The organism is Streptomyces marokkonensis, assembly GCF_008312835.1.
GTDB lineage: Bacteria > Actinomycetota > Actinomycetes > Streptomycetales > Streptomycetaceae > Streptomyces > Streptomyces marokkonensis_A.
Genome location: NZ_VSKS01000002.1, coordinates 546512 through 562994, shown reverse-complemented (window position 1 = coordinate 562994; position 16483 = coordinate 546512). Strand labels below are relative to the sequence as shown.

The 16483-nt window shown below is 71.7% G+C and carries 17 protein-coding genes; 9 read left to right on the top strand and 8 right to left on the bottom strand.

Annotated features, from left to right (window positions below; all coding sequences use genetic code 11):
* Positions 1-56 precede the first annotated feature (56 nt).
* The gene (locus F1615_RS05450) at positions 57-395 is read right to left on the bottom strand and encodes a DUF3817 domain-containing protein (RefSeq protein WP_149547703.1); all 339 of its coding nucleotides are present in this window, start codon (positions 393-395) and stop codon (positions 57-59) included.
* Between the two features lie 170 nt (positions 396-565).
* Here F1615_RS05450 and F1615_RS05445 point away from each other — a divergent pair, with 170 nt between their 5' ends.
* A complete protein-coding gene (locus F1615_RS05445) occupies positions 566-1066 on the top strand; it encodes a hypothetical protein (protein ID WP_149547702.1) in 501 nt (166 codons plus the stop codon).
* 59 nt (positions 1067-1125) lie between these two features.
* On the opposite strand, the gene F1615_RS05440 is transcribed toward F1615_RS05445, so the two are convergent.
* The 3 genes from F1615_RS05440 to F1615_RS05430 form a co-directional block, all read right to left on the bottom strand.
* Positions 1126-1635 carry a MarR family winged helix-turn-helix transcriptional regulator gene (locus tag F1615_RS05440; RefSeq protein WP_149547701.1) on the bottom strand — a complete coding sequence of 170 codons (510 nt, stop codon included), beginning with the start codon at positions 1633-1635 and terminating at the stop codon, positions 1126-1128.
* Between the two features lie 61 nt (positions 1636-1696).
* Complete coding sequence (locus F1615_RS05435; protein WP_149547700.1) at positions 1697-1999, bottom strand: MTH1187 family thiamine-binding protein; 303 nt, start codon at positions 1997-1999, stop codon at positions 1697-1699.
* Positions 1996-2340, bottom strand: a complete 345-nt coding sequence (locus F1615_RS05430; RefSeq protein WP_149547699.1) for a DUF3817 domain-containing protein — start codon at positions 2338-2340, stop codon at positions 1996-1998. The genes F1615_RS05435 and F1615_RS05430 overlap by 4 nt, the downstream gene beginning before the upstream one ends.
* A 198-nt stretch (positions 2341-2538) precedes the next feature.
* Here F1615_RS05430 and F1615_RS05425 point away from each other — a divergent pair, with 198 nt between their 5' ends.
* From F1615_RS05425 to F1615_RS05410, 4 genes are all read left to right on the top strand, one after another.
* Entirely contained in the window at positions 2539-3171 is a 633-nt protein-coding gene (locus F1615_RS05425) for an AIM24 family protein (RefSeq protein ID WP_149547769.1), read from the top strand.
* A gap of 1 nt (position 3172) precedes the next feature.
* The gene (locus F1615_RS05420; protein ID WP_149547698.1) at positions 3173-3823 is read left to right on the top strand and encodes an AIM24 family protein; all 651 of its coding nucleotides are present in this window, start codon (positions 3173-3175) and stop codon (positions 3821-3823) included.
* Positions 3820-4620, top strand: coding sequence for an AIM24 family protein (locus tag F1615_RS05415; protein ID WP_149547697.1), 801 nt, complete (start codon positions 3820-3822; stop codon positions 4618-4620). Before F1615_RS05420 ends, F1615_RS05415 begins: the two co-directional genes overlap by 4 nt.
* Positions 4621-4717: 97 nt before the next feature.
* Positions 4718-5194, top strand: coding sequence for a MarR family winged helix-turn-helix transcriptional regulator (locus F1615_RS05410; RefSeq protein WP_149547696.1), 477 nt, complete (start codon positions 4718-4720; stop codon positions 5192-5194).
* A gap of 6 nt (positions 5195-5200) precedes the next feature.
* Here the strand turns inward: F1615_RS05410 and F1615_RS05405 are convergent, their stop codons facing one another.
* Positions 5201-6652: a sensor histidine kinase gene (locus F1615_RS05405; RefSeq protein WP_149547695.1), complete on the bottom strand. Its 1452-nt coding sequence runs from the start codon at positions 6650-6652 to the stop codon at positions 5201-5203.
* The gene (locus F1615_RS05400) at positions 6649-7476 is read right to left on the bottom strand and encodes a response regulator transcription factor (protein WP_341873412.1); all 828 of its coding nucleotides are present in this window, start codon (positions 7474-7476) and stop codon (positions 6649-6651) included. Before F1615_RS05400 ends, F1615_RS05405 begins: the two co-directional genes overlap by 4 nt.
* Positions 7477-7597: 121 nt before the next feature.
* Here F1615_RS05400 and F1615_RS05395 point away from each other — a divergent pair, with 121 nt between their 5' ends.
* Positions 7598-8245 carry a PepSY domain-containing protein gene (locus F1615_RS05395; RefSeq protein WP_149547694.1) on the top strand — a complete coding sequence of 216 codons (648 nt, stop codon included), beginning with the start codon at positions 7598-7600 and terminating at the stop codon, positions 8243-8245.
* Positions 8246-8371: 126 nt separating this feature from the next.
* Here F1615_RS05395 and meaB read toward each other — a convergent pair whose 3' ends face one another.
* Together meaB and F1615_RS05385 are read right to left on the bottom strand one after the other, a co-directional pair.
* Complete coding sequence (meaB, locus tag F1615_RS05390; protein ID WP_149547693.1) at positions 8372-9328, bottom strand: methylmalonyl Co-A mutase-associated GTPase MeaB; 957 nt, start codon at positions 9326-9328, stop codon at positions 8372-8374.
* Between the two features lie 52 nt (positions 9329-9380).
* Positions 9381-10604, bottom strand: a complete 1224-nt coding sequence (locus tag F1615_RS05385) for an acetyl-CoA C-acetyltransferase (RefSeq protein WP_149547692.1) — start codon at positions 10602-10604, stop codon at positions 9381-9383.
* Between the two features lie 147 nt (positions 10605-10751).
* On the opposite strand from F1615_RS05385, the gene mce reads away from it, so the two are divergent.
* From mce to F1615_RS05370, 3 genes are all read left to right on the top strand, one after another.
* Positions 10752-11192, top strand: coding sequence for a methylmalonyl-CoA epimerase (gene mce / locus F1615_RS05380; protein WP_149547691.1), 441 nt, complete (start codon positions 10752-10754; stop codon positions 11190-11192).
* Positions 11193-11421: 229 nt separating this feature from the next.
* Entirely contained in the window at positions 11422-15303 is a 3882-nt protein-coding gene (scy, locus tag F1615_RS05375; protein WP_149547690.1) for a polarized growth protein Scy, read from the top strand.
* A gap of 183 nt (positions 15304-15486) precedes the next feature.
* A complete protein-coding gene (locus tag F1615_RS05370; RefSeq protein WP_149547689.1) occupies positions 15487-16425 on the top strand; it encodes a cellulose-binding protein in 939 nt (312 codons plus the stop codon).
* Positions 16426-16483: the final 58 nt, after the last annotated feature.

Below are 16483 nucleotides of genomic sequence, written 5' to 3'. Positions count from 1 at the left end.
GTAAATGTCGATGGCAGACCGCCGCACGCTGCTCCGTGCGGCGGTGACGCGAAACGTTACGCCTTGGCCACCGCGGGTGCATCGCCCACGCTCTTCGCGTCCAGCTCGCGGCTGATCCTGCGCTCCACGAAGAACGCGGCGGTGGGGACGGTGCCGGCCAGCAGGACCCAGAGCTGCTTCTTGACCGGCCACTTCGCCTTGGAACCGAGGTCGAAGGCGAAGATCAGGTACAGGACGTAGAGCCAGCCGTGCGCGATGCTGACCACCTGGGTGAAGTCTTCGGCGGCATCCAGCTTGAGCGCGTACTTGCCGATCATGCCGAAGGTCAACGCGACGAGGAGGACACCGGTGACGTAGGCCATGATCCGGTAGCGGGTCAGCACGCTCTTCTTCATGACGTCGAGCGTAACGGTCCGTTCCCTGCGGACCAGGGCCGGGGCACGTGCCCCGCGTCACCCCAGCGAGGCGATGGACGCGCTCGTAGACCTGGGGGCACGGATGGCCCCCGTCACACCGTCCTCCCTCCCCTACCCTGGCCACCGATGTCGCACGACGGGGGGCCGGGGTGGATGGCATACGCACGGCGGGACGGCCGGGCAGGGGCGCGGGGGTGATGATGCTCGGGGCGGGGGCGCTGCTGCTCGCGGGAGGCGGGGTGACCGCCGTCGGGACCGGGGCGCCGGGGCTGGAGACACGGACCTTCACCCGGATCTCCTGCCACGAGACGCGTACCGCCAAGGGCGGCAGCGTCATGCACTGCTTCGGCAGCACCGCCGCGCAGATCGAGGCGGCCGCGGAGGAACAGCGACGGGCCCGGCTGGACGCGCTGCGCGGGAAGTATCCCGACATCGCGTCCCGGAAGCCCGCCCGGCGCACCCGGCTCACGTTCGTCGACCACGACGGCCGGCAGGACCCCGCCGAGGTCACCGCGACGCGAGTCGGCTCGCGGTGGATCGCCCACGCGCCGGGCGTGGTGGGCACGGGCGTCGCGCTGCTGGCAGCGGGAGCCGGGGTGACCGGGGCGAGCGTCGTACGGCTGCGGGCCGCACGCCCGCGGCCGCACTGACCGGGTCCCACGCGGGTTCGGGTGCCACCCGCGCGTACGACCGCGGCCCGGGACGGCGGTCAGTTCTCCTCGAAGTCCCCCGCCGCCAGCCGCAGCGGGCGGAGGATGGCGAAGAGTTCGGCGCATTCCTCGGCGTCGTAGGCGCCCAGGCCGAAGTCCATCGCCATCAGGTCGCGGGTGGCGGCCTCGACCACCTCGCGGCCCTTGTCGGTGATGGTCGCGAGGGTGCCGCGGCCGTCGTTGGGGTTGGGGCGCTTGGCGACCAGGCCCGACCGCACCAGGCGGTCCACGGTGTTCGTCACCGACGTGGGATGCACCATCAGCCGCTCGCCGATCTTGGACATCGGCAGCTCACCGGACTTGGAGAAGGTCAGCAGCACCAGGGCCTCGTACCGCGCGAACGTGAGCCCGTACGGCTTGACCACCGCATCGACCTCGGCCAGCAGGATCTGGTGCGCCCGCATGACCGAGGTGATGGCGGCCATCGACGGCACGTTTCCCCAGCGCTGCTTCCAGAGCTCGTCGGCGCGGGCGATGGGATCGAACGAGAGACTGAGCGGCTTCGGCACGCCCCAGACCCTACCGGCCGGTCATATGTCGGTCAGCCCTGTCTCGCCCATCGGTCCACCGTCAACCGCCGGGCTGAGCCAGGTGACGTTCGACGGTCTCGACCTTCGACGTGAGACCGTCCTCCACACCCGGGCGGATGTCCGCCTTGAGGACCAGGGAGACGCGCGGAGCGCGCGCCTCCACGGCGGCCACGGCGCGCCTCACCACGTCCATGACCTCGTCCCACTCACCTTCCACCGAGGTGAACATGGCGTCGGTGCGGTTCGGCAGCCCGGACTCGCGGACCACCCGCACGGCGTCGGCGACGTACTCCCCCACGTCCTCGCCGACGCCGAGCGGCGTCACGGAGAAGGCGACGATCACGCGTTCACGACACCTTCGTTGCGGGCGCGGGAGGCGATCACCGCGTCCTCGGCCTCCCGCTTGAGCCGGCGGTCGGCGAAGAAGCCGCCGGTGGGCAGGACCGACATCAGGAAGTAGAAGGCGGCGGTCTTCAGCGGCCACTGGGCGCGGTTCCAGGCATCGGCCCAGAAGAGCACGTAGAGGACGAAGAGGAAGCCGTGGACGGCGCCCATGACCGGGACGGCGTTGAAGTCGGTGGTCCGCTTCAGGACCGAGCAGACGAGCAGCAGCAGGAACGAGATCGCTTCGGGGCCCGAGACCAGGCGGAGGCGGCGGAGGGCGGAGGCGGTCTTGATGTCCACGGGTCACCTTCGGTGGGAGAGACGTCGGCGTCGACGGGTCGGACGGCTTGTGAACACGCGCACAAGCGCGCGTCCATTGTGGCAAACTCCGCTCGCGATCACGGGAGGGGGTCCGCGTAGGGGTTCGTTCAGGGTGCGACTCCGTCCACAGGATCTGTCGGCGGGGGCAAAGGTGCCGCTACCGTCGCAAGCGTGGCGATGTTCCGACTTCAGAGCAGCAAGGTGCTCGCTGTCGACATGACCGGGGATGCCGTGAAGGCGAAGAACGGCTCCATGGTCGCGTACGACGGCGAGATGGCCTTCAAGAAGCTCAGCGGTGGCGGTGAGGGTCTGCGGGGGATGGTGACCCGGCGGCTCACGGGTGAGCAGATGACACTGATGGAGGTGAAGGGGCACGGGACCTGCTTTTTCGCGGACCGGGCCTCCGAGATCAATCTGGTGGGGCTGCAGGGCGAGAAGCTGTACGTGGAGTCCAGCAATCTGCTGGCGACGGACGGGGGGCTGCGTACCGGGACCACGTTCACCGGGCTGCGCGGGGCCTCGCAGGGCAACGGGCTGTTCACGACCACGGTCGAGGGGCACGGCCAGGCCGCGCTCCTGTCGGACGGGCCGGCCGTGCTGCTCCGGGTCAGCCCGCAGTACCCGCTGACGGTCGACCCGGGCGCGTATGTGGCCCACCAGGGCGATCTGCGGCAGTCCTTCCAGTCGGGTGTGACCTTCCGCACGCTGATGGGAGAGGGCGGCGGCGAGGCCTTCCAGATCCGGTTCGAGGGCGACGGGGTGGTCTACGTCCAGCCCAGTGAGCGCAACACGATCGCGGGGGACGTCTGACATGGCCTTCCGGGAGATCAACGCGAAGATGGTCGAGGCGACCCTGGCGCCCGGTCAGCGGCTGTTCAGCCAGCGCGGCGCGATGCTCGCGTACAAGGGGGAGGTCGCCTTCACACCCAATCTGCGCGGCGGCCAGGGCGGGCTGGTCTCGATGATCGGCCGGCGCGTGGCCAACGAGGACACGCCCCTGATGACCGTCGAGGGCAGCGGCACCGTCCTGTTCGGGCACGGCGGCCACCACATCCAGGTGATCAACCTCGCCGGGGACACGCTGTACGTCGAGGCCGACCGGCTGCTCGCCTTCGAGGGCACGCTGGAGCAGGGCACGGTGTTCCTCGGCTCCCAGGGCGGGGTGATGGGCATGGTCCGGGGACAGGTCTCGGGGCAGGGGCTGTTCACCACCTCACTGAAGGGGCACGGCTCCGTCGCCGTGATGGCGCACGGAGGGGTGATCGAGGTCCCGATCACCCCGCAGCGGCCGGTGCACGTCGACCCGCAGGCCTACGTCGCCCACCACGGTGACGTCCGCAACAAGCTGTCGACCGCCCTCGGCTGGCGGGACATGGTGGGCCGGGGCTCCGGCGAGGCCTTCCAGTTGGAGCTGAGCGGCAGCGGTGCCGTGTACGTCCAGGCGTCGGAGGAGAAGCTTTGAGCACGTACGGAACGCCGGGCGCCGGACCCGTGGCCCACGACCCTATGACGCTGCCGTCGGACGACAACGTCGATCACTACACCTTCTGCGTGGAGCTCAAGGGCACCCAGTGGTTCATGCAGAAGGGGAAGATGATCGCCTACTACGGCTCGATCGAGTTCAACGGCATCGGGCACGGGCAACTCGACCGACTTGTCCGTACGTCGTTCCATTCGCCTCTGCACGCGAGCGACTGGGTCGTGGCGGAGGGCTCGGGCAAGATGCTCCTCGCCGACCGGGCCTTCGATGTGAATTCGTACGACCTCGAGGACGGCAACCTGACCATTCGCTCGGGCAACTTGCTAGCTTTTCAGCCAAGTCTGTCACTGAAGCAGTCGATCGTGCCGGGTTTTCTGACCCTGATCGGAACCGGGAAGTTCGTCGCCGCATCAAACGGTCCGGTGGTGTTCATGGAGCCGCCGATCCGGGTGGACCCCCAGGCGCTGGTCGGCTGGGCGGACTGCCCCTCTCCGTGCCACCACTACGACCACGGGTACATGACCGGCCTGATGGGCGGTCTACGTGCGATGACGGGCCTGGGCGGGGCGTCCGGCGAGGAGCACCAGTTCGAGTTCGTGGGGGCGGGCACGGTGCTGCTCCAGTCCTCCGAGACGCTGATGGCGGAGCAGGCGACGGGGGTTGCTCCGCACGAGCCGGGGGTACCCGGGGGCGGTGTCCCCGGCGGGCAGGGGCAGGCGGGTGGGGCACCGCGCCTTCCCGGACAGCTGGGAGACCTCCAGCGTCGCTTCGGTCTGTGAGCGGTAGTGTGCGGGGTGTGACATCGAACGCCTGCACGTGATGTCACACGGAAGCCTCATTAGTTCGCCTTTCAACTTCCTTAGGTAGACTTCATTCATGGAGACCGAGACGGCCACCCGCTGGCTGACCAACGCGGAGCAGTGCGCCTGGCGCACCCACCTGGAGGTCAACAAACTGTTGACATACCAGCTCGAGAAGGATCTGCAGCCGTTCGGCCTGACAATGAACGACTACGAGATCCTGGTGAACCTGTCCGAGTCGGACGACCGGCGGATGCGGATGAGCGACCTCGCCTCCGCCACCATGCAGTCCAAGAGCCGCCTCTCGCACCAGATCACCCGGATGGAGAACGCGGACCTGGTCCGGCGGGAGAACTGCGAGTCCGACCGCCGCGGGCTGTACGCGGTACTCACCGAGCACGGCATGGAGACCATGCAGAAGGTCGCGCCGCATCACGTGGCATCCGTGCGCCGGCACTTCATCGACCTGCTCTCCCCAGAGGCGCTCACCGAGCTCGACAAGGCCCTCAAACCCATCGCCGAGCACCTGCGGGCGCAACGGGGACGTCCCTGACGGCTCTCAACCCGAGCGGGCGAGCGGCAGGCGGAGTTCGAACAGGGCTCCGCCGGCCGGAGCCGCACCCACCGTGAGCGTCCCGCCGTGCCGTACGGCGACGTCCCTGGCGATCGCGAGTCCCAGCCCGGCACCGCCGTCGTCGCGGCTGCGGGCGGCGTCCAGCCGTACGAACCGCTCGAAGATCCGCTCCCGGTCGGCCTCGGCCACCCCCTCGCCGTCGTCGGCCACCCCGAGCACCGCCCAGGCACCCTCCCGCCGCACGGTCACGGTGACCCGCTCGCGGGCGTGCCGGCCCGCGTTGTCCAGCAGGTTGGCGAGCAGGCGCCCGAGCTGCCCCCGCGATCCGGTCACCTCGGCCGACTCCGCTTCCACCGTCACCCCCGAACGCCCCGCGGCCTCATCGCGGGCCAGCGCGGCCAGGTCGACCCGGGCGCCGGCGGGCCGCTCCCCCGCGTCCAGCCGGGCGAGCAGCAGCAGATCGGCGGCGAGGTGCTGGAGCCGCACGGTGTCCTCGACGGCGCCGTCCAGGTCGAGCAGCCCGGGATGGGCGGCGGCCACCTCCAGCTGGGTGCGCAGGGAGGCGATGGGGCTGCGCAGCTCGTGGGAGGCGTCCGCCACGAACCGCCGCTGCCGCTCCACGGACGCCTCCAGCGCGGCGAGGGTGGCGTTGGTGGTGCGGGCGAGGCGGGCGATCTCGTCGTGCGTCGCCGGTTCGGGAACGCGGCGGGCCAGGTCCTCGGAGGCGGTGATCGCGGCCATCTCCCGCCGGATGCCCTCCACCGGACGCAGGGCACGCCCGGTGACCAGCCAGGTCACGCCGGCGACGACGCCGAGCAGCAGGGGCAGGCCGATGAGCATCCCGGTCAGGGCGGTGCTCACCGCGCTGTGCTCGGCGGCGAGCGGGGCACCCGCGTGGACGGTGAGGCGGCCCCGGTCCGCGGTCTCCACGTCCACGGCGGCGAAGCGGTAGTCCTCGGTGTCGCCGTCGATCGTCGCGGAGCCGTTGCTGAAGGTGGTCTCGCGGGCGATCTCGCCGGGCGACAGGGATTCGCCGCCGGAGTCGCCGGAGTCGTCGGAGTCGTCACCGCGGGAGTCGTCCGCGTCGTCATCGTCGTCGCCGCCGGGTGCCGACGGCCGTGGCTCCACCTCGGTGGTCGCCGTGCCGGTGATCCGCTCCAGGTCCTCGGAGGCCGCGACGAGCGTGCCGGCCTCGTCCACGATCTGCACCGGCCGGTCGTCACCGTCCAGCCCGGAGAGCCCGTCGTACGGCGTCCGGGCGGCGAGTTCGGAGGCGACCGCCCGTGCGGAGCGCTCCGCCTGGGTGCCGGCCTCCCCGATCAGGTTGGAGCGCAGCGACAGCAGGACCGCGGTGCCGGCCGCGACCAGGGCCACCGCGACGACGAGGGTGGCGCCGAGCGTCGCCCGCGCCCGGACCGACCCGAACAGCCGGCTCACGGCGCCGTCTCCAGGCGGTAGCCGGCGCCCCGCACGGTGCGGATCAGTCCGGCGCGCAGTTTGCGGCGCAGGGCGCTGATGTAGACCTCGACGATGTTGGGGTCGCCCTCGTAGGCGAAGTCCCAGACGTGTTCGAGGATGTCCGCCTTGGAGACCACCTCGCCGGCCCTCAGCACCAGATGCTCGAGCACCGAGAACTCCTTGGTGGTCAGGGCCACTTCGTCCTCGCCCAGGAAGACCCGGCGGGCGGCGGTGTCCACCTTGAGGTCGCCGTGCACATGGACCGGGGAGGCCCCGGTGGCCGGCCGGCGGCGCAGCAGCGCCTTGATCCTGGCGACGAGGACGACGTACGAGAACGGCTTGGTGAGGTAGTCGTCGGCGCCGGTGTCCAGGCCCTCGGCCTCGTCGTACTCGCCGTCCTTGGCGGTGAGCATCAGGATCGGCACGTCGTGTCCGGCGGCGCGCAGGGCGGCGCAGACGCGGTAACCGTTGAGGCCGGGCAGCATGATGTCGAGGATCAGCAGGTCGTACGTCCCCTCCGTGGCCCGGTGCAGTCCCTCCCGGCCGTCGTGGACGACGTCCACGGCGTAGCCCTCGGCGGCGAGGCCCTTGGCGAGGGAGAGGGCGAGGCGTTTTTCGTCCTCGACGAGCAGGAGTCGAAAGGGGCGGCGCGGAGCGCCTCCGGCAGGGTGGTGGTGGGCGACGGGCGGGCGAAAGGGGCGGCGCGGAGCGCCTCCGGCAGGGTGGTGGTGGGCGACGGGCGGGCGAAAGGGGCGGCGCGGAGCGCCTCCGGCAGGGTGGTGGTGGGCGACGGGCGGGCGCATGTCCTCCAGGGTCGCAGGGGGAAGCTGAAGATCACTTCAGGCGGTTTCAGGTTCCTCTCAGCGTCGGTCGGCGAGATTGGGGCCGTACAGCGCGAAAACGCAGCGACTCGGGAGGAATCACATGAAGCGCAACATCGTGATCGCCGTCGTCACGGCCGCGGCTCTGGTCGGTGGGGGTACGGCGACGGCCATCGCGGTCTCGGGGGACGACGACGGCGGGCCGGCGCCGGTGGAGCGGACGGAGAAGCGGGCGGGGGACGACGACGGGCGGGACGACCGCGGGCGGGACGACGACGGCCGTGGCGATGACCGGGACGATCGTGACGACCGTCGTCCGTCGGGTGAGGTGACCGCCGCCGACGCCATCGCCGCCGCGCTGAAGCACACGCCGGGCACGGCGGTGTCCGCCGAACTGGACGATGACGGGGACTGGGAGGTCGAGGTCCTCGGGCGCGGGGACGGCCGGCACAGCGTGCGGGTCGACCCGGGCAGCGGCAGGGTGCTGGGCGCCTCGGAGGACGACGAGGACGACGCCGGTGAGGTGCGGGCCGCGCTGAAGGGGACGTCGGTGACGGCCCAGGAGGCCGCGAAGGCGGCGGCCGCCGAGGGAACGGTGGTCTCGGTGGACCTCGAGGACGACGATGACCAGGGGTGGGAGGCCGAGACGCGTGCCTCCGGCGGGGGCGAGCGGGACTGGCGGGTCGACCTGGGCAGCGGCAAGGTCACCGCCGACCGGGACGACGACGGGGGCGACGCCGACGACGACTGATTGATGTCGCCCCCGCCGCCCCTTCCCATCCCGTCCCGTCCCTGGGGGCTGCGCCCGCAGCCCCCCTTTCGGCCCTGAACGGGCCTCGTCCTCAAGCGCCGGACGGGCTGGGAGCGGGCTCACAAGTCAGCCCTGTGTGAGGCCCTCCACCAGTTCGTCCGCCGCGCGGTACGGGTCCAGGTCGCCCGCGATGATGCGTTCCGCCAGCGCCCCGAGGCGGCGGTCGCCGTGGAGGTCGCCGATGCGTTCCCTCAGGGCCGTGACCGCGATGGTCTCGACCTCCCGGGATGCGCGGGCCAGGCGGCGTTCCGTCAGGACCCCGCGCTCCTCCATCCAGGCACGGTGCTTCTCCAGCGCCTCGACGACCTCGTCGACGCCCTCCGCGCGCGCGGCGACCGTCTTGACGATCGGGGGGCGCCAGTCGCCCGGGGCGCGGGATTCGCCGAGGCCCAGCATGTGGTTCAGCTCGCGGGCGGTGGCGTCGGCGCCGTCACGGTCGGCCTTGTTGACGACGTAGACGTCACCGATCTCCAGGATCCCTGCCTTGGCGGCCTGGATGCCGTCGCCCATGCCGGGGGCCAGCAGCACCACGGAGGTGTCGGCCTGGGAGGCGATCTCCACCTCCGACTGGCCGACGCCCACCGTCTCCACCAGGATCACGTCGCAGCCGGCCGCGTCCAGGACGCGGATCGCCTGCGGCGCGGCCCAGGCGAGGCCGCCCAGGTGGCCCCGCGTGGCCATGGAACGGATGTAGACCCCCGGGTCGGAGGCGTGCTCCGACATGCGGACGCGGTCACCGAGCAGGGCGCCGCCGGAGAAGGGGGAGGACGGGTCGACGGCCAGGACGCCGACCCGTTTGCCCTGTTTGCGGTACGCGGTCACCAGCGCCGAGGTGGACGTGGACTTGCCGACGCCCGGGGAGCCGGTGAGGCCGACGACATAGGCATTGCCGGTGAGCGGCGCGAGGGCCGCCATCACCTCCCTGAGCTGCGGGGACGCCCCCTCCACCAGGGAGATCAGCCGGGCCACGGCCCGTGGCCTGCCTTCCCTGGCCTGGGCGACCAGCGAGGAGACGTCCTGCATCACAGCTCCGTTCACGAGAGAAAGACCCTGCACACCTGCGAACAAACCCGGCTCAGGCCTTGGGCACCCGCACGATCAGCGCGTCGCCCTGGCCGCCGCCGCCGCACAGCGCCGCCGCGCCGACACCGCCGCCGCGCCGCTTCAGCTCGAGCGCCAGGTGCAGCACGAGCCGCGCGCCGGACATCCCGATCGGGTGACCGAGGGCGATGGCACCGCCGTTGACGTTCACCTTTTCGGTGGAAACGCCCAGGTCCTTCATTGACTGGACGGCGACCGCGGCGAAGGCCTCGTTGATCTCGATGAGGTCGAGGTCGGAGACCTCCAGGCCCTCCTTCTTCAGCGCGTGCCGGATCGCGTTGGACGGCTGCGACTGGAGGGAGTTGTCGGGGCCGGCCACGTTGCCGTGGGCACCGATCTCGGCGATCCACTCCAGGCCCAGCTCCTGTGCCTTGGCCTTGCTCATCACGACCACGGCCGCCGCACCGTCCGAGATCTGCGACGAGGAGCCGGCGGTGATCGTGCCGTCCTTGGCGAACGCCGGGCGCAGCCTGCCGAGGGACTCGGCGGTGGTGTCGCCGCGGATGCCCTCGTCCTTGCTGAACAGGACCGGGTCGCCCTTGCGCTGCGGGATCTCGACCGGGGTGATCTCGGCTTCGTAGATGCCGTTCTTCTGGGCGGCGGCGGCGCGCTGGTGGGAGAGGGCGGCGATCTCGTCCTGCTCCGGGCGGGCGATGCCGAGGCGGGTGTTGTGCTTCTCCGTGGACTCGCCCATGGCGATGTTCTCGAAGGAGTCGGTCAGACCGTCGTGCGCCATGGCGTCGAGCATCTGCACCGCGCCGTACTTGAAGCCGTCGCGGGACTTCGGCAGCAGGTGCGGGGCGTTGGTCATGGACTCCTGGCCGCCGGCGACGATCACGTCGAACTCGCCGGCCCGGATGAGCTGGTCCGCGAGCGCGATGGCGTCGAGGCCGGAGAGGCACACCTTGTTGATGGTGAGCGCCGGGACGTTCATCGGGATGCCGGCCTTCACGGCGGCCTGGCGCGCCGGGATCTGCCCCGCCCCGGCCTGGAGCACCTGGCCCATGATCACGTACTGGACCTGGTCGCCACCGATCCCCGCACGGTCGAGGGCGGCCTTGATCGCGAAGCCGCCGAGGTCGGCCCCGGAGAACGACTTCAGCGAACCGAGCAGCCGACCCATCGGGGTGCGGGCGCCCGCGACGATGACGGACGTCGTGCCGTTCGTTGCGGAAGATGCAGATGATGCAGAAGTCATGAGCTGCGGTCCCCTTCCGGCTGCACAGCCGAGGAGTGAACGAGGGTTTACTTCGAATGTACTGACGTGCGGTGGACCCCGTCATCGGCCTTTCGGTGTGATCGCGCGCACGTTGCGTAACCACGGCGGGAGCGCTGCACTGATTTCATGCTGACGCGAATCGACCACATCGGGATCGCCTGTTTCGACCTGGACAGGACCGTGGAGTTCTACCGGGCCACCTACGGCTTCGAGGTGTTCCACTCCGAGGTCAACGAGGAGCAGGGCGTGCGTGAGGCCATGCTCAAGATCAACGACACCTCGGACGGCGGCGCCTCCTACCTGCAGCTCCTCGAGCCGACGCGGGAGGACTCCACCGTCGCCAAGTGGCTGGCGAAGAACGGCGAGGGCGTCCACCACATCGCTTTCGGTACGGCGGATGTGGACGCGGAGGCGGCCGACATCAAGGAGAAGGGCGTACGCGTTCTGTACGAAGAGCCCCGGCGCGGCTCCATGGGGTCACGGATCACCTTCCTGCATCCCAAGGACTGCCACGGCGTACTGACAGAACTGGTCACTTCGGCCCCTGTTGAGTCGTCCGAGCACTGACCCACGTACATAAGGGCCGGTAGGGTTGGGCCTGGTCGCCGCTCGATCCGTGGTGACCGGGTCCTGTCGTCTTCGGCGGCGGGATCGCCGGGGTCCGGGTTTCGGGGGGCGAGCGCGGGGCAGCAGCCCATGCTCCGCCGTTGATCTGACACCATTCCCCGGGGGCCCCGTTCGGCGGATGGACGGAGCTCGGCCAGACTTGCGACCAGGGGACGGATGGGACCGCGCAGTGCGGGGCTACGAGAGCCAGGAGCGAGAGCCGGCGGCTGACGTCGACCACCTCTCTCGGTTCGAAGCCGAGATGAAGCGGCTGAAGACCGAGCGGGAAAAGGCGATCCAGCACGCCGAGGACCTCGGCTACCAGGTCGAGGTGCTGCGCGCCAAGCTGCACGAGGCGCGGCGCACCATCATGTCCCGGCCCGCGTACGACGGCGGTGACATCGGCTATCAGGCCGAGCAGATGCTCCGCAACGCGCAGATGCAGGCCGACCAGCTCCGCGCGGACGCCGAGCGGGAGCTGAGCCAGGCCCGGGCGCAGACCCAGCGGATCCTCCAGGAGCACGCGGAGCAGGCGGCCCGGCTCCAGGCCGAGCTGCACCAGGAGGCGGTGACGCGGCGCCAGCAGCTCGACCAGGAGCTGGCGGAGCGCAGGCAGACCGTCGAGTCGCACGTCAACGAGAACGTGGCGTGGGCGGAGCAGTTGCGGGCCCGTACCGAGGAGCAGGCCCGCCGGCTCATGGAGGAGACCCGCGCGGAGCGGGAGCAGGCCATGGCCGCCGCCCGCGCGGAGGCGGAGCGGCTGACGTCCGAGGCCCGACAGCGGCTGCAGAGCGAGGCGGAGTCGGCCCGCGCGGAGGCCGAGCAGTTGCTGCGCCGGGCCCGCGCGGACGCCGAGCGGCTGCTGAACGCGGCGTCCACGCAGGCCCAGGAGGCCACCGACCACGCCGAGCAGTTGCGGACGTCCACGGCCACCGAGTCGGAGTCGGCGCGCCGCGAGGCCCAGGAGCTCGCCAGGGCCGCCGAGAAGCGCATGGCGGAGGCCGAGACCTCGCTGCGCGAGGCGCGCGCCGAGGCGGAGAAGGTGCTCGCCGAGGCGAAGGAGGCCGCCGCCAAGGCCATCGCCTCCGCCGAGTCCGCCAACGAGACCCGTACGCGCACCGCCAAGGAGCAGGTGGCGCGGCTGGTCAGCGAGGCCACCAAGGAGGCGGAGTCCACCAAGGCCGACGCCGAGCAGCTGGTCGCCGACGCCCGCGCGGAGGCCGAGAAGATCGTCGCCGAGGCCGCGGAGAAGGCCCGCACGCTCACCGCCGAGGAGTCCGCCACGCAGCTGTCCAAGGCTGCCAGGACCGCCGAGGACGTGCTCAACAAGGCGTCGGAGGAGGCCAAGCGGACCACCAGGGCGGCGGCCGAGGAGGCCGAGCGGATCCGCGGGGAGGCCGAGGCCGAGGCCGACCGGCTGCGTGCGGAGGCGCACGACATCGCCGAGCAGCTCAAGGGCGCGGCGAAGGACGACACCAAGGAGTACCGCGCCAAGACGGTCGAGCTGCAGGAGGAGGCGCGCCGGCTGCGCGGCGAGGCCGAGCAGCTGCGCGCCGACGCGGTCGCCGAGGGCGAGAAGATCCGCGCGGCGGCCCGCAAGGAGGCCGTGGCGCAGATCGAGGAGGCGGCGAAGTCCGCCGAGGAGCTGCTCGCCAAGGCGAAGGCCGACGCCGACGAACTGCGCTCCACGGCGCAGACGGACAGCGAGAAGGTCCGCACCGAGGCCATCGAGCGCGCCACGACGCTGCGCCGGCAGGCCGAGGAGACGCTGGAGCGCACCCGCAAGGAGGCCGAGCGGCACCGCGCGGAGGCCGTCGAGCAGGCGGACGCGCTCAGGGAGGACGCCGAGCGGGCCGCGCGCGAGCTGCGCGAGGAGACCGAGCGGGCCGTCGAGGCCCGCCGCACGGAGGCCGCCGGGGAACTGACACGGCTGCACGCGGACGCCGAGGAGCGGCTCGCCGCCGCCGAGCAGGCGCTGAGCGACGCGCGCGAGGAGGCCGCCCGGATCCGCCGGGAGGCGGCCGAGGAGAGCGAGCGGCTGCGCACGGAGGCCGCCGAGCGGATCCGTACGCTGCAGCAGCAGGCGGAGGCGGAGGCCGAGCGGCTGCGTGACGAGGCGGCCGCGGACGCGTCGGCGTCCCGCGCGGAGGGCGAGTCCGTCGCCGTACGGCTGCGGTCGGAGGCCGCGGCCGAGGCGGAGCGGCTGACGTCGGAGGCGCAGGACAGCGCCGACCGGATGCGCGCGGAGGCGCGGGCCGCCGCCGAGCGGATCGGTGCGGAGGCGTCCCAGACGCTGGCCGCCGCGCAGGAGGAGGCGGCCCGGCGCCGCCGCGAGGCCGAGGAACTCCTCGGTGCGGCCCGGCAGGAGGCCGACCAGGAGCGCGAACGGGCCCGCGAGCAGAGCGAGGAGCTGCTGTCGTCGGCGCGTACGCGCGTGGAGGAGGCGCAGGCCGAGGCCGTACGCCTGGTCGAGGAGGCGGACCGGCGCGCCACGGAGACGGTGTCGGCGGCCGAGCAGCACGCCCAGCAGGTACGGGACTCCGTCGCCGGGCTGCACGAGCAGGCGCAGGAGGAGATCGCCGGGCTGCGCAGCGCCGCCGAGCACGCGGCGGACCGTACGCGCCGCGAGGCCGGGGAGGAGGCGGACCGGGTCCGCGCCGACGCCTACGCGGAGCGGGAACGGGCGAGCGAGGACGCGGGCCGGCTGCGGCGCGAGGCGCACGAGGAGACGGAGGCCGCCAAGGCGCTGGCCGAGCGCACCATGTCCGAGGCGATCACGGAGGCCGAGCGGATCCGCGCGGAGGTGTCCGAACACGCCCAGCGGGTGCGTACGGAGGCGTCGGACGCCATCGCCGAGGCGGAGCAGGCCGCGGCGCGCACCCGGGCGGACGCCCGCGAGGACGCCAACCGGATCCGTTCGGACGCGGCGACGCAGGCGGACACGCTCATCACCGAGGCCCGCAGCGAGGCCGAGCGGCTCACCGAGGACACCGTCGCGGAGACCGACCGGCTGCGCGTGGAGACGGTCGCCGAGGCCGAGCGGGTGCGCTCGGAGTCGGTCGCCAAGGCGGAGAAGCTGATCGCGGACGCGACCGGCGACGCGGAACGGCTGCGGGCCGAGGCCGCGGAGACGGTGGGGTCGGCGCAGCAGCACGCGGAGCGGATCCGCCAGGACGCCGAACGGGTCAGGTCCGACGCGGAGTCGCAGGCCGAGCGGCTGGTGTCCACCGCGCGCGAGGAGGCCGAGCGGACGCTGGACGAGGCCCGCAAGGAGGCCAACAAGCGGCGCTCGGAGGCGGCCGAGCAGGTCGACACGCTCATCACGGAGACCACCGCCGAGGCGGACAAGCTGCTCACCGAGGCGCAGCAGCAGGCGCAGAAGACGACGGCGGACGCGGAGTCGCAGGCGGACACGATGGTCGGCGTGGCCCGCAGCGAGGCCGAGCGGCTGGTGTCCGAGGCGACCGTCGAGGGCAACTCGCTGGTGGAGAAGGCCCGTACGGACGCGGACGAGCTGCTGGTGGGTGCGCGCCGGGACGCGACCCAGATCAGGGAGCGCGCGCAGGAGCTGCGCGACCGCCTCACCGGCGAGATCGAGGAGCTGCACGAGCGGGCCCGCCGTGAGGCGGCGGAGACGATGAAGTCGACGGGCGACCGCTGCGACGCGCTCATCAAGGCCGCCGAGGAGCAGCTCGCCAAGGCGGAGGCGAAGGCCAAGGAGATCGTCTCGGAGGCCAACTCCGAGGCGGGCAAGGTGCGTATCGCCGCCGTGAAGAAGGCCGAGGGTCTGCTGAAGGAGGCGGAGCAGAAGAAGGCCACGCTCGTGAGGGAGGCCGAGGAGCTGAAGGCCGAGGCGGTCCGCGAGGCACGGCGCACGGTCGAGGAGGGCAAGCGCGAGCTGGAGGTGCTGGTGCGGCGCCGCGAGGACATCAACGCGGAGATCTCCCGCGTGCAGGATGTGCTGGAGGCGCTGGAGTCCTTCGAGGCCCCGGCGGCCGCCAAGGACAACGGGGTCAGGGCGGGAGCCGCGGCGGGTGCTACCCGTACGGGTGGCAAGTCATCGGATAGCTAGCAAACCGGACCAAATCGCCTGTACGGTGAGGCCTTTGACCATGGCTTTGGCAAGCCTTCCGGCGGCGAGCCACTCAAAAGGGGTGTCAATCTCCGTATCAAACGTGCATCCGCTCGATGACACAGCGCTTCGGCCCCTAGGATTCCACCTATCACCTCACCGGTCTCATTCGACAGGAACCCCATGAGCGACACTTCCCCCTACGGCTTCGAGCTTGTGCGGCGTGGGTACGACCGCGCTCAGGTGGACGAACGTATCTCCAAGCTCGTCTCCGACCGTGACAGCGCTCTCGCCCGCATCACCGCTCTGGAAAAGCGCATCGAAGAGCTCCACCTCGAGACGCAGAACGCCCAGGCCCAGGTCAACGACGCCGAGCCGTCGTACGCGGGTCTCGGCGCGCGTGTGGAGAAGATCCTCCGCCTCGCCGAGGAGGAGGCCAAGGATCTGCGCGAGGAGGCCCGGCGCGCGGCGGAGCAGCACCGCGAGCTCGCCGAGTCGGCCGCCCAGCAGGTGCGCAACGACGCCGAGTCGTACGCCTCCGAGCGCAAGGCCAAGGCGGAGGACGAGGGCGTCCGGATCGTCGAGAAGGCCAAGGGCGAGGCGTCCCAGCTGCGTTCCGAGGCGCAGAAGGACGCGCAGTCCAAGCGGGAGGAGGCGGACGCCCTCTTCGAGGAGACCCGCGCCAAGGCCGCGCAGGCCGCCGCCGACTTCGAGACGAACCTCGCCAAGCGGCGCGAGCAGTCCGAGCGCGACCTCGCCTCCCGGCAGGCCAAGGCCGAGAAGCGTCTCGCGGAGATCGAGCACCGCGCGGAGCAGCTGCGCCTGGAGGCCGAGAAGCTGCGCACCGACGCCGAGCGCCGTGCCCGCCAGACGGTGGAGACCGCGCAGCGCCAGGCCGAGGACATCGTCGCGGACGCCAACGCCAAGGCGGACCGGATCCGTTCGGAATCCGAGCGTGAGCTCGCGGCGCTGACCAACCGCCGTGACTCCATCAACGCCCAGCTGACGAACGTCCGCGAGATGCTGGCGACGCTCACGGGTGCGGCGGTGGCCGCGACCGGCTCGCCGGCCACCGAGGACGAGCCGATCTCCCGCGGGGTCCCGGCCCAGCAGTCCCGGTAACGCCCGGCGCGGGACCGAGCAGGCACGGAGCCCTCTGCCACTGAGGTGGCAGAGGGCT

Excerpts from the sequence above, each read along its gene's own strand:
- F1615_RS05450 (WP_149547703.1), bottom strand. The coding sequence starts at position 395 with ATGAAGAAGAGCGTGCTGACCCGCTACCGGATCATGGCCTACGTCACC.
- F1615_RS05425 (WP_149547769.1), top strand. The coding sequence starts at position 2,539 with ATGTTCCGACTTCAGAGCAGCAAGGTGCTCGCTGTCGACATGACCGGG.
- F1615_RS05420 (WP_149547698.1), top strand. The coding sequence starts at position 3,173 with ATGGCCTTCCGGGAGATCAACGCGAAGATGGTCGAGGCGACCCTGGCG.
- F1615_RS05410 (WP_149547696.1), top strand. The coding sequence starts at position 4,718 with ATGGAGACCGAGACGGCCACCCGCTGGCTGACCAACGCGGAGCAGTGC.
- F1615_RS05400 (WP_341873412.1), bottom strand. The coding sequence starts at position 7,476 with ATGCGCCCGCCCGTCGCCCACCACCACCCTGCCGGAGGCGCTCCGCGC.
- F1615_RS05395 (WP_149547694.1), top strand. The coding sequence starts at position 7,598 with ATGAAGCGCAACATCGTGATCGCCGTCGTCACGGCCGCGGCTCTGGTC.
- meaB (WP_149547693.1), bottom strand. The coding sequence starts at position 9,328 with ATGCAGGACGTCTCCTCGCTGGTCGCCCAGGCCAGGGAAGGCAGGCCA.
- F1615_RS05385 (WP_149547692.1), bottom strand. The coding sequence starts at position 10,604 with ATGACTTCTGCATCATCTGCATCTTCCGCAACGAACGGCACGACGTCC.
- mce (WP_149547691.1), top strand. The coding sequence starts at position 10,752 with ATGCTGACGCGAATCGACCACATCGGGATCGCCTGTTTCGACCTGGAC.
- F1615_RS05370 (WP_149547689.1), top strand. The coding sequence starts at position 15,487 with ATGAGCGACACTTCCCCCTACGGCTTCGAGCTTGTGCGGCGTGGGTAC.